Origin of the sequence: Acidicapsa acidisoli (assembly GCF_025685625.1) — a bacterium.
Classification (GTDB): Bacteria; Acidobacteriota; Terriglobia; order Terriglobales; family Acidobacteriaceae; genus Acidicapsa; species Acidicapsa acidisoli.
The window spans coordinates 1,308,663-1,321,679 of record NZ_JAGSYI010000001.1; the positions used below are offsets into that span (position 1 = coordinate 1,308,663).

The 13,017-nt window shown below is 59.4% G+C and carries 5 protein-coding genes; 3 read left to right on the plus strand and 2 right to left on the minus strand.

Annotated elements, in window-relative coordinates; translation table 11 throughout:
* The first annotated feature begins 50 nt into the window (after nucleotides 1–50).
* On the plus strand, nucleotides 51–7,406 hold the full coding sequence (locus tag OHL23_RS05225; RefSeq protein ID WP_263350710.1) for a beta strand repeat-containing protein: 7,356 nt from the start codon (nucleotides 51–53) through the stop codon (nucleotides 7,404–7,406).
* 227 nt (nucleotides 7,407–7,633) lie between these two features.
* Nucleotides 7,634–7,903, plus strand: a complete 270-nt coding sequence (locus OHL23_RS05230) for a hypothetical protein (RefSeq protein ID WP_263350711.1) — start codon at nucleotides 7,634–7,636, stop codon at nucleotides 7,901–7,903.
* A gap of 483 nt (nucleotides 7,904–8,386) precedes the next feature.
* On the opposite strand, the gene OHL23_RS05235 is transcribed toward OHL23_RS05230, so the two are convergent.
* Together OHL23_RS05235 and OHL23_RS05240 are read right to left on the minus strand one after the other, a co-directional pair.
* On the minus strand, nucleotides 8,387–9,772 hold the full coding sequence (locus tag OHL23_RS05235) for a hypothetical protein (protein WP_263350712.1): 1,386 nt from the start codon (nucleotides 9,770–9,772) through the stop codon (nucleotides 8,387–8,389).
* Nucleotides 9,773–10,333: 561 nt separating this feature from the next.
* Complete coding sequence (locus OHL23_RS05240) at nucleotides 10,334–11,065, minus strand: energy transducer TonB (protein WP_263350713.1); 732 nt, start codon at nucleotides 11,063–11,065, stop codon at nucleotides 10,334–10,336.
* A 185-nt stretch (nucleotides 11,066–11,250) separates the two neighbouring features.
* Here OHL23_RS05240 and OHL23_RS05245 point away from each other — a divergent pair, with 185 nt between their 5' ends.
* Nucleotides 11,251–12,930: an alpha,alpha-trehalase gene (locus tag OHL23_RS05245; protein WP_263350714.1), complete on the plus strand. Its 1,680-nt coding sequence runs from the start codon at nucleotides 11,251–11,253 to the stop codon at nucleotides 12,928–12,930.
* The last annotated feature ends 87 nt before the right edge of the window (nucleotides 12,931–13,017 follow it).

A 13,017-nucleotide genomic window follows, 5' to 3' on the forward strand; every position in this document is an offset into this window, starting at 1 on the left:
GCCGGAGATTGCGGCGGCTCCACGCTCATTGAGCTTGATGGGGGACATGCGTGCGCGGAGCGGGTTGGAGTTTTGCGGTTCTGCCGGGAGTGTTGGGCTTTCTGGCGCTTGGGCCTTTGTGCGTTGGGATTGGCGCGGCTGGCTTTCAGCAGACAGCGAAGCAGTCTTCCGAGATTGTGGTCAGGGCTAGTGAGCGGGGAAGCTCAGCGCCGGCGAGTACGGAACCGCCGCGTGTGCGGGCTGCTCGGGAGTTTCTGGCGCGGCGGGGGTTGAGACTGGGGCAGGCTCCAGGGCATCTGGCATCCCTCCCAGGTCTCAGAAGCGAGACCTGGGGCACCCACACCCAAACTCGAACTCAAGAGCTTGGTCAGGCGATGCCGGAGGCTTCCGGAGGACCGGTTTGGAGTGCTTTGGGGCCGGTGGGGGTGAATTCGCTTTCCTATGGGCTGGTTACGGGTAGGGTTTCTGCGATCGCAGTGGAGCCTTCGGATGCTTCGGGGAACCATGTTTTTGTGGGCACTACGGGCGGGGGGCTTTGGCAGAGTCAGAATGCCGCAGCTTCGACGCCGGGAAGTGTGCAGTTCCTGCCGCTTACGGACAATCTTGCTGTGCTGAGCAGCGCACAGGAGGCTGGGATCAGTATCGGCGCGGTGACGGTGCAGCCGGGAGGAACCGGCGTGGTGCTGGTGGGGTTGGGTGACCCGAATGATGCGCTGGACTCGTATTACGGAGCTGGATTGCTGCGGTCTGGCGACGGCGGTCAGACATGGACGCTGATCCAGCAGACGATGGATCTGGAAGACAAACTGAGCGGACAGGACTATTCGTTTCTCGGGGAGGGATTTGCTGGGTTTGCGTGGAGCACGACGAATTCGCAGCTGGTGGTGGCGGCGGTTAGCCAGGCATATGAAGGGGCTGTTGTAAACGCGGTGCAGAGCGCTGCCAGCTATGAGGGGCTGTACTGGTCGAATGACAGCGGGTCGAGCTGGCATCTGGCTCGGATTACCGATCAGGATGGGGAGGACGTGCAGGGACCGCTCGATGGATTTGTGCTTCCGGATGGGAACGCGGCGACTTCGGTGGTGTGGAACCCGGTGCGCCAGGTGTTTGTGGCTGCGGTGCGGTATCACGGGTACTACCAGTCGACGGATGGGATGAACTGGATGCAGATGCCGTCCTATCCAAATGGACAGCCGGGGGCTGGTTTTACGGCGGCAAATTGCCCGACGGAAGCTGGGTCGGTGGGGGTGGCGGGGTGTCCGATTTTTCGCGGCAGCCTGGCGGTGAATCCGGTGACTGGCGACACATTTGCGTGGTCGGTGGACGCCTTCAATCAGGACCAGGGGATCTGGCAGGACCAATGCAATCTGGAAGGGATTGGCGCCGGGGTGAATTGTGCGACTCCTTCGATCACGTTTGGAACGCGGCTGGCAACGACAGCGCTTGAGAGTTCGGATGAGAATGGGCCGGCGACGATTGAGAATGGCGACTACAACCTGACATTGGCGGCTGTGCCGACGGGTACCGGCGCGGGCGGTGACACGCTGGTTTTTGCCGGGGACAACGATCTGTGGAAGTGCAGTCTGGCGGCGGGATGCGCGTGGCGGAATACGACGAATTCGACGACCTGCATGAGTGCGCAGGTGGGCGAGTACCAGCATGGATTCGCGTGGGATTCGGGGAATCCGCTGCTGCTATACGTGGGCACGGACAGCGGGTTGTGGAGGTCTTCGGATGACGTGGGCGAGACGGGCTCGGTTTGCGCTTCGACGGACGCCTCGCACTGGCAGAACCTGAATGGAAGTTTGGGGTTGCTGGCGGAGGTTGGCTCGCTGGGGGAATCGGCAAGTTCAGCGACGACGGTGTTGATTGGGTTAGGGGCAAATGGCGTGGCCGGGATTGCGGATGCTCCGGCGACAGCGGGGGATTGGAATGAGGTGCTCGGCGGGGAGGGTGGACCGGTGGCCGTGGACCCGACGAGCAATGTGAACAGTTGGTATGCGAATAACGGGGCGGGTGTTTCGATCTTTCACTGCAGTTCGGCGGCGGCTGGGGCGGGGTGTTCGGCTGCGGCATTTGGAACGACTCCGGTGATCGGAGAGTCTCAGGTAGGGAACGATGGTCTGACGATGCCGTTTCCGGCGGAGTTTCGGTTGGATCCGATGACTCCGGCTGACGTACTGATTGGAACCTGCCGGGTCTGGCGAGGGCCGGCTTCGGGGAGCGGATGGTCGGCGAGCAATGCGATATCGCCGATTCTGGACGGAAGCGGAGGATCGGTTTGCAATGGGAATGCGCTGATCCGGTCGATTGCGGCTGGAATCGTCACGGTTCCGGCTGCCAGCGCGGGTGAGGTCATTTATGTGGGGATGGCCGGGGTGCTGGATGGCGGCGGAGTGGCGGCGGGACATTTGTTTTCGGCTAAGGTTTCGTCCACGGGAACGGTAGGTAGCTGGACGGATCTGAGTTATTCGCCGGTGGTGAACAACGAGGCTGCGTTCAACGCCTTCGGCGAGGACGTGAGCGGAATCTATGTCGATCCGCATGACGCGACGGGCCAGACGGTGTATGTCGCGGTCTCCGGGATCGCGAGCCCGTCGGAGCCACAGCAGCACTTGTATGGATCGACGGATGGCGGGGCGCACTGGACTTCGCTGCGTTCGAATCTGCCGAATGCACCGGCGAATTCGGTAGTGGTGGACTCGCAGGATGCCAACACCGTGTATGTGGCGACGGATGTGGGTGTTTTTGTGACGCGGGCGATTGGGAGTTGCGGAGGCGCGACGGTAGGGAGTGGCGTGTCGTGCTGGGCGCCTTATGGCTCGGGCTTGCCGCTTGCGCCCGTGACGACGCTGGCAGTGACGCCGACGAGCGCCGCAAGCCAGGTGCTGACGGCTGGGACTTACGGGCGAGGGGTGTGGGAGATTCCATCGGCGACGGCGGGAGCGGCGGTAACTACGGCTACAGTGACACCCGTTTCGTTGACCTTCGCGGGGCAGACGGTAGATACGAGCTCGGCTTTGCAGACGGTGACTCTGAAGACGACTGGCACGACGGCTTTAACGGTGTCGAGTGTGGAATTGACGGGAAGTGACGCGGAGGACTTCACCGAGACAGATGATTGCGCGGGAGCGGTGCTGGCAGACGGAACATCCTGCCAACTCAAGGTGGGTTTTTCGCCGACAGCGACGGGGAGCCGGTTGGGGAGTTTGACGATCAACGCAAATGTGGCCGGCGGGCAGTTGCTGGTGCCACTGACGGGCACCGGTCTGGCTCCGGGCTCCTTGACGCTGTTGCCGACGAGTCTGAGCTTTGGCACCCAGGAGGTTGGAACGACTTCGGCGGTGCAGACCTTCAATATTCAGAATGTGGGCGGTAGTCCGGTTTCTATCTCGTCGATTACGGTGAGCGCGCCGTTTGCGAAGGTGACCAATACCTGTGGGAGCACGCTGGCTGCGTCGACGGCGTGTGCTGTGACTGTCGATTTTGCACCGAAGGTGGCGGGAGCAGCGACGGGAAGCATTACGGTGACGGACAGTGTGGGAACGCAGAGCGCGCAATTGACTGGAACCGGCCTGCTGGCGCCGACGGATACGTTATCAACCACCAGTTTGAGCTTTGCTTCAACGGTATTGGGACAGACGTCGCCGCCGCTTACGGTGACGATTTCCAACAACGGCGGGGTGCCGCTTACGAGTATCGGGACATCGGTTTCTAGTTCGGCTGGGAGCGGGGACTTCAAGGCCGTAAGTGACTGCGGGAGCCAGTTGGCTGCAGGCTCTTCCTGTGGGGTGACGGTTACTTTTTCGCCGAGCGTGGCGTCGGCTGAGACTGGCACGCTGGTGATTTCGGACGCGCTTCGATCGCAGTCGGTGAAGTTGAGCGGGACTGGAGTGAAGCCGCCGCTGATCAGTCTGTCGGTAACGACGTTGGCGTTTGGCAACGAGCAGATCAACGTTTCCAGCGCTGCCAAGACCGTGACGATTACAAACAAGGGCGGATCCCCGCTTGGACAGCCAAGTTTTTCGATCTCCGGGACCGGAGCGCTGAATTTCTCGGTGGGAACAACGACCTGCGGAGCGAGTGTGGCCGCGGGGGGGGCGTGCACGGTAGGGGTGATCTTTTCGCCGATCGCGGCTGGCCCGACGACGGCGACCCTGACGGTGGCGACGACGAGCCAGGGAGTGGCTTCGGCGAATGTGACGTTAACGGGAACGGGGATGCTGCCGCCAATGCTGGGGATTTCTCCGGCGGTCTTGAATCTGGGAACAGTTGTTGTGGCGAGTTCAAGCAGCGCATTCACCGTGCAGGTGACGAACACAGGGCAGGAGCCGATGACCCAACCGGCGTTTGCGGTGAGCGGGATCTCCGGGCCGAGTGGGGCACAGGTGGGAGATTTTGCGCTGAGCGCGCCTACGGATATCACGGCATGCACGGGGACGGTGAATCCGGGAGCCTCGTGCAATATTCAAGTGACGTTTGCGCCGTCGGTGGTTGGTGTGGAGAGTGCGACGCTTACTGTTACAGCAAGCAACGCGATTCCTCCGACGGGAACAGTGAGCCTGACGGGAACGGGCTCGCCGCCTATCGTCCTTGAATCCAGCGTTGCGACGGTTAGTTTTCCTCCAACGGCTGTGGGGACAATAACTGCTCCTCAGACGTTTTCGATCAGCAACGTGGGCAAGCAGACGGCGAATAGCCTGACCCTGGTTTCGACGGGTCCATATATTTTGTCTTCTACTTTGACGACCTGCGGGTCCAAGCTCGCGGGCGCATCCTCTTGCACGGTTGGGGTGAGTTACGCGCCGACAGCAAGCGGGAGCCAGCCGGGCTTGTTGACGGCGACGGTGAGCAACCTGGGGGTTGCGCCGTTGACGGTTGGACTGGACGGGAGCGGAGTGCCGGTGGGGGGAATCATGGTGAGCCCCACGCAGATGACCTTTGGGAGCGTGGTGGTAGACACGGCCTCCGGGGTGCAGAGCCTGATTGTGACGAATTCGGGGCAAGCTGCACTCACTGGAGTGACCATCACGGCAAATGGCGATTACAGCGTCCTGGCCAACACCTGTCCGGCGACCTTGGCGGCCGGGGCGAGTTGCTCGACGGATGTTCAGTTCACGCCTCCGGCGACCGGAATACTCGGAGGGACGCTGACGATCAACACGGATTCGACGGGAGTGACGCCTGCGGTGGTGCCGCTGACTGGCAATGGGATTCCGGCGGGATCGATGACGGTCAATCCGGCTGTGGTGAACTTTGGCACGGTCACGGTGGGACTGACGAGCCCGGCACAGACGGTAACAGTGAGCAATGCGGGGGCGACGACGCTGACGGGACTAGCGTTTCAGGTTGCTGGAGATTACAGTCTGGCGGCCAATGGCTGCGGCGGCTCCTTGGCCAGCGGAGCCAATTGCACCTTGACGGTTCAGTTTTCGCCCACTGTGCCCGGAACGCGCATTGGGTCTGTGACGATCCAATCGACTACTTCAGGATTTGTGCCCGTACTGGCTGGATTGACGGGGACTGGTCTGCCTACGGCACAACTGGTGGTTGACCCGACAACGCTGGCCTTCGGCTCAGTGGAGGTCGGGAGCAATAGCACACCGTTACAACTTACCGTATCGAATCCGGGAACCGGCACGCTGCAAGGACTGTCGATATCGACGGCGTCGCCTTTCAGCGTCGGATCGGGAAACTGCGGAACCAGTCTGCCGGCCGGTGGGACATGCACGGCGCCGGTGACGTTTTCGCCAGTGGTCAGCGGCAACCAGAACGGGACAGTGGTCCTCTCGAGCACCAGTCTTGGCGTGCCGACCGTGCGGGTATCGGCTTCCGGGACGGGGCTGGCGCCGGCGTCGCTGAGCTTCAACCCGACTTCTCTGACCTTCTCAGGTACGGGAATCGGGACTGCGAGCGCTGCGCAGATCGTGACGGTGACGAATCCCGGAGGAGAGCCGTTGTCGGGGTTGACCTTTGCGATTTCCGGCGTGGCTGCTGGGGATTTTGCGATGAGTTCCTCGAATTGCACGTCTGTTCTGACTGGGGGAGGAAACTGTTCGGTGTCGATCACCTTCACTCCGACGGTGGCGGGAGGACGACAGGCATCTCTCACGGCCTCGAGCTCGACGCTGGGAGCGGGGAATGCGGCTATTACGGCTTTCGCGAGCTTGAACGGGACCGGATTGACACCAGCCGTGCTGAGCATTACACCCGGCGCGCTTACATTTCCAGCGACGCTGGTTGGCCAGGTAAGCGGCACGCAGACAGCGACGATTGAGAATTCAGGTCAGGCTGGAATTACCGACCTGGTGCTGGCGGTGTCAGCGGGATTTGGCCTCGATCCAACAAAGACAACTTGTACGCAGGTGTTGAACGGCGGCGCGAGCTGCACGGCAGGGGTAGTGTTTACTCCCGCTGCCGCGGGGGCTGCGACGGGCGCGCTGACGGCGAGCGCGGTGGCTCCCGGGACGGCTGGTACATCGGGTTCGATTGGGGGTTCGATTAGCGCGTCGACGGCGCTCAATGGTGCGGGCGCTTTGCCGCCGGGAATTGGAACTACGCCTGCGACAACTGTGCAGTTTGGCACGACTGGTGTTGGGCAAGCGGCGCAGCCTGTGCAGCTAACTGTTAGTAATCAGGGCACGTCTTCTTCGCTGACCGGAGTCACGTTAGCGATCGATGCGACTGGCGAGACGAATGGCTTTGGGTTGAGCAATAACACATGCGGCGCAACGATCGCGGTGGCTGCGAGTTGCACGGTGAATATAACTTTCGTACCGACGGCTAACGGGACGCTGACGGGAACGCTGCTGCTGACGAGCACGAATGGCGGGAGTCCAGTGAGTCTTCAACTGGTGGGAGTTGCTTTCGACTTTCGGTTCACCGTCATCGGAAATAACTCAGCATCGGTGGCACAGGGTCAAACAGCCTATTACACATTTGCTGTAACAGCTCTGGGTGGAGCGGCACCCGGATCGGGGGGTACGTTCAGCTTTCAGTGTGCTAACCTGCCTGCGAATGCGCTTTGTCTTTTCAATCCCGCGCAGTTGAGTCTTCCGTCCGCGGGTGTAGCGGGAAATATAGATCTTGGCATTAGTACGGGATCGGCTACGGCTGAACGCAACAAACCAGAATGGCGAGGGAAGGCTCTGCTGCTTTGCGGCGCTCTCGCAGTGCCGCTGGGTTGGCGGAGACGGAAGATACACCAGCAAGCTTTGGCGCTTGGATTGATCTTCCTCGGCATGGTGGGCTGCATGTGCAGCTGCACGGGAGCGGGCGGCTCTGGGAGCTCGAGTGTGCAATTACACACGGGCGGCAGTACTCCGCCGTCAAGTTATACGGTGACAGTGACGGCGAGTGCAAATGGGGTGGTTCATAGCTTACCGGTGACTCTGGTTGTGAACTAGACATGTGTGGGTCTTGAGTCGATAAGTCAGGCATCTTTCCGGAAGATCGAAATTCGAAAAGCGGAACAAATTCTATCGAAATCAAGGGCCGCGAATTGACGCGTCCCACGAGGACAGGGCGCAGTAACTACATCTACCGGAACAAAATTGGGAAAGCGTGCAAGATTGGATGATTCCCTGGCTTGATATTGTCGACTTATCCACAGGAATGGGATATTCTGAGGTCTATGGCAATTGAAAATATCATCGCTCAACTAGATGCGGAGATTGCGCGGCTCAAGCAAGTGCGTAATCTTCTTTCGGCAACTGGCAAGGTAGAGGCCAAGATTACAGCCGTCAAGAGCACGTCCACCAAGAAGGCACGAGGTAAGGCGACGGGTCCGAAGGCCAAGGGGACGGTGAAGCGAGTACTTAGTCCCGAGGCACGCAAGGCAATCGCGGACGCGCAGCGGAAGCGCTGGGCTGCACAGAAGGCAAAGACGAAGAAAGAAGCATAAACTAGAAGAAGCGGCCTGCGTTGCATCTCCGTGGTTGCGGTGGAAGAGTTGAGATTCCTATTGTTCGCGGATCTCGAAGATAGCGCCATAAGACCCCCAGACACTGAAGCCGCTTATGATGGGCATCCGAGATTCTCGCGTTCCAGTGTGGTTGCCTGTATAGAAGGCCGCGGTCATTGATCGCGGCCTTTGTGCTGTATACGCTGAGCCGTCTCAAATTAGAGTGTCGACGACGATATCAATTGAACAGCATCAATCAACATTACCAAAGTTTGAATCCGCAGTATAAGCCGATTCATCCGCTTGCAATTGGCCAGTTAGATTTCAGCGACTGAAATGCTTGCACCGGCTTGTATCGAAAAGATTACTTAGAGCTGGTCTTAGCCTGAATTTTGGCGCGGGTTGTCGCCGACCATTATACGAGTCGATGTTACAGCCTTCTTAATTGAATATTGGTCACTATTAAGGTGATCTGACAGCGACTTACCAGAACTCAACGGCGCGGACCCGTGGAGGGCCTGAGTGCCCGTCGATCACCTGGGTTTCGATGACAGCTTCCATATTCATGTTGCGCCAGTTCGAGGGAGCTTTTTGGAGAAGCGCGTTGAGGTCTGCGGCATTCGAGATGAGTTCACCGGCAGCTTCGGTTCCTTCTTCGGAGATACCCGCGGCGATGACGACGGGCTGACCGGTGAGCGAATCGCGGTAGCGAGCGACGATTGCGTAGTCGCGAGCGAGTTTTTCGTAGGGCAGGTCCCAGGCGGTGAACCAGGTGGTTTTGGTGCTGCTTCTTCGATCGACGATAAAAGCGTTCCCATCGATGGAGTCGAATCCGAAGCGAAGGTCCCGGGTAAGGCGCATGGTCCAGAGATTATCGAATGCGCCGATGAGTACGGCGGGGCCTTCTCGTAGCTGGGAAAAGCTGGCCTCGGAGGCTGCGGAGACGCGGAAGGACTTCTTTTGCCTCTCAAGCACGTCGGTCATGCGGGTAAGCGTGACTACGTCGGCGAGGGCGAAGAGACCGGATTGACGGAGACGAAAATACAGCGGCTCAGCGAGCTTCGGATGTTTGATGGTCTGGGCCGGGTCGGTGTCTCCGCTGGAGTCGCGGGCGGGTTCGCCAAGGCAGAAAGTGACCGTCGCGGGACCGGCGGTCATCGGCTGCCAGAAATCGTCGACCGATTGGTCGGCGGGGACGGGAACCGGGATTCTGGACTGGCGATACTGGCGATACCAATAACCTCCGGCGAGCCCGAGCAGGAGGGTGACGAAGACCAGCAGCAAGGTCAATAAAGGGTGGGCGACGTGGTGGACGATCGGCTGGCTCTGCGTGATCTGAGGTAATTCGGCCCCGGTGGGCGGCTGAGGCTGGACCGGCTCCGGAAGAGACTGCGGGACGGAAGGCGGCGCAGGAAGCGCGACCGGAGGCTCGACCGTTTCTATGGTGCGCTGGAATACGGGTACGTAGGAGCCGGTGGGGAGCTCGATGCGAATCTCATCGGCATGCGAGGGGTCGTAATAGTACTGGGCGAGGCGCTTGCGAATCTCGCCAGCGGTGACTCGAACGACCGGGTCGGCGTTGGCGTCGTAGCCGGGAGGGCGGCCGAAAACTTCCATGCCGATGGAACGCTCTTTGACTTGGTCGGCGTTTCCGTCGAGGGTTTGCTCGACGACGAACCGGAGGAGGGCAGGATAACGTTTGCTCTGGAAGAAAAGAGGATGGACGAGGAGCAGCTCAAGTTGCGCGAGGATCGCCTCCCGGTCGGCGAGCGACTGCGGCACCCAGGGTTCGAGTGTTGCACGGGAGAGCCGCGAGGCGGGCGCTCCGGATGCGCCGGCGTCGCCAGGCGGCTTTTGGGAGATATCCACTCTTTTCAATCGCTCCGAAACCGTATGATACGGAGCCATTCTGCCTGGTGTCCATGGAGCGAGGGCGAAAGATTGCGATTTCGCGTAGATTCTCCGGAAAGCCTATGATTTTTGCGGAATTGGAGGAGCTTTCTGCTAGAGTTCACTGCTCTGCAACGTGTTTTTCTGAGGTATAGAACCCCTCCCGCTACCCGATAGAACTTGTGAATTGTTCGGGGGTGACTAGGATCGGAGGTGTACTTCACTGGAACCTCCGTGGTGAAGGTTAGCAGGAAGAGATCACAAGCTGTTTCCCGAACAGTCTGGTCAGCTATTTCTGACATTCAGCCAGAGCAGCGGTCTGCTTCTGACGAAGGTGTCAGCCGGGGTGGAAAGTCGGGCGCGGGGAAGAGGAGCCCCTCGTCAGGCGTTGGGAACAGATTGCGAAACTTGAACTGTTAAGGACGGCTAAGCCGCTTGCCTCCGGGAAAGTGATTCCCAGGGTGGCAGGCGGCATTTTCTTTGCTGGGCCGATTTTGCCGTCCGCTGGCGCGGGGTGACTACGTTGTGTCGATTCACAAGCTAACGGCTTCCCAATGAGAGGACAATATTGATGGTGGTCTCTACTTCCACGGGTTGACCGTTCAGGAGGTAGGGGCGGTAGCGCCATTGCTGGACTGCGTCGATGGCGGCCTGGCAGAGCATGGGATGACCGCTGAGGATGCGAAGGTTTTCGATCGTGCCGGATTTGGAGATGGTGGCAGCCAAAGCGACAGTGCCCGAGACTCCGACGGTGCGGGCGATCGCTGGGTAGAGCGGAGCGCTCCGACTAAGGATGTAGCCTTCGATGACGCCGCCGGAGACCGGGACAATTCGGGGAGGAGCAGGGCGAACGGCTGGTGGAGGGTTGGGGTGGAAAACACTGGTGACGGGACCGTCTGCGTCTGGTACGCCGTTGGATGCTCGATTCAGGTCAATGGACACGGTTGGGGGCGGGGCGGAATCGGCGTCTGTTCTCGTGATTGTTGGAATTGCGGAAGGCGCGGCGAATGGGTCGCGTATGGTCATTGTCTGCATGGGAGCGGATTGCGCGGATCTAGATTGGAATTGGGGTTGGGCCTGGGCAGCCAAAGCTGGGGGTGGGGCGTAGAGCGTGCGGCGGAGTAGGAGACTGGGGAGACTTTCTGGATAGAGGAGCGGGTAGGCGATGAGGACTGCAACCAGGGAGACGTTGAGGGTGAGGGTAACGACCATCCATTTTGATGTCTGGGTGGTTTGGATGCTGCGGGAGTGGAAGGTTGCGTCTTCGAACATGGCAGGCCTCCGGATTAGCGAGTTGGCGCGCGTTGCGCTTTGGCGGGTTAGCTGGTTTTGTGGCTAGCATCGGGCGGACTGGGAAACGTCGATATCGCGATTCTCATGCGGGGGTAGACACCGAGGGCGGGATGGATGTTCCCTCTGTGGCAGGGATGGGGCATTGCGATAGACTCCTGTCCAGTATGAAATTGCGATTGGGGACGGGTTTGCCTGGGTTGTCTGGTTGCCGGTTGGTGGGGCTTGCGTTTGTGCTCGTTGCTATTGGCGGTCGGGTTGCGTGGGCGCAGGATGCGGCTGCTCCGGACCCGGCGGCGACGGTGGGCTATATACACAAGGCTTGGGATGAGCTTTCGCGGTCGATGACGGATTGCCACTCGCTGAAGGATGTGAAGGTGACGAGCGATCCGGTGTTGTATGTTCCGGCTGAGTTAACGGCGCCCGAAGCTGTGAAGGGGTTGACCGAGAGCTGCGGCGTGAAGGTCGTCGCGCTGCCGAAGCGGATTACGCAGTTAGGCGACTTGATGCCGGAGGAGCTGGCGGCGGATAAGATGACTCCGGGATTGCTGTATCTTCCGAATAAGTATGTTGTGCCGGGCGGGCGATTCAATGAGATGTACGGGTGGGATAGTTATTTTATTGTTCTTGGATTGATTGCCGACCATCGCGAGGAGTTGGCGAAGGGGATGGTCGATAACTTCTTCTTTGAAATTGAACATTATGGCGCGGTGCTGAACGCGAACCGAACTTACTTTCTGACAAGGTCGCAGCCGCCGTTTCTCACTTCGATGATTCGAGCTGTGTATGAAGATCCGGCGAGTTTTCGAGATAAGGCGTCCCGGATGGCATGGCTGGAAACTGGATATGCGCGGGCGACAAAAGACTACGAAACCTGGATGAGGCCCGAGCACCAGGCGGGGCATACTGGATTGGCGCGATATTACGACTTTGGCGAGGGTCCGGTGCCAGAGATGGCGGATGACTCGACTTACTATCCGGATGTGATTCGCTGGTTGGTTGCTCATCCGGCGGAGAATCATGTTTTTTTGCTGAAGGGCTCGGCGGAGCCGGGTACGGAAGAGGCGGCGCGGTTGAAGAAGACGAGTTGCGATGTTACGAAATCGACGGTATGTGCGAAGGCTGAGGCGGAGGGTTATCGGCTTACTCGGGATTTCTATGAAGGCGACCGGGCAATGCGGGAGTCGGGGTTTGATCCGAGCTTTCGGTTTGAGGCGTTTTCTGGCGCCACGCATCATTATGCTCCGATATGTCTGAACAGCCTGCTGTTTCGGTATGAGAGAGATATGGAGCACTTTGCGCATGTGCTGGGCAAGGTGGACGATGCGCATGTTTGGGGAGAGCGAGCTAAGAAGCGGGATGTAGCTATGCAGCGGTATCTGTGGTCGCCGAAAGAGGGAACGTTTACGGATTATGACTTTATGAGGGCTCGTAGTTCAACTTATGCGTATGTTACTTCGTTGTATCCGCTGTGGGCGGGCGTGGCTACGCGGGAGCAGGCTGCACAGATTGAGAGTAAGTTGAAGTTATTTGAGCGGCCGGGCGGTTTGGCGATGAGCAACACGGCGAGCGGGATGCAATGGGATGAGCCGTTTGGGTGGGCTCCGACGAACTGGCTCGCAGTGGCTGGATTGGAGGCTTATCAATTCAAGGAGGATGCGAAGCGGATTGCGGCGGAGTTTACGGGGACCATTGATCGGGGGTTTGCGAAGGATGCAACGATCCGTGAGAAGTACAACGTCGAGACTGGAACTTCGGATGTGAAGGTGCTGGCTGGTTACAAGACGAATGCGGTCGGGTTTGGATGGACAAATGGGGTGTATCTGAAGCTGACGGAATTAAAGTAGCAGGTTAGCAAGTTGGCGAATAGGCTCCCAGAGGCGGGAGCCTATTCTTTTAGCGAGTTAGCGGTGGTGATGGTTTTACGCTTTCTT

Coding starts and splice junctions, on each gene's coding strand:
- OHL23_RS05230 (WP_263350711.1), top strand. CDS start 7,634: ATGGCAATTGAAAATATCATCGCTCAACTAGATGCGGAGATTGCGCGG.
- OHL23_RS05240 (WP_263350713.1), bottom strand. CDS start 11,065: ATGTTCGAAGACGCAACCTTCCACTCCCGCAGCATCCAAACCACCCAG.
- OHL23_RS05245 (WP_263350714.1), top strand. CDS start 11,251: ATGAAATTGCGATTGGGGACGGGTTTGCCTGGGTTGTCTGGTTGCCGG.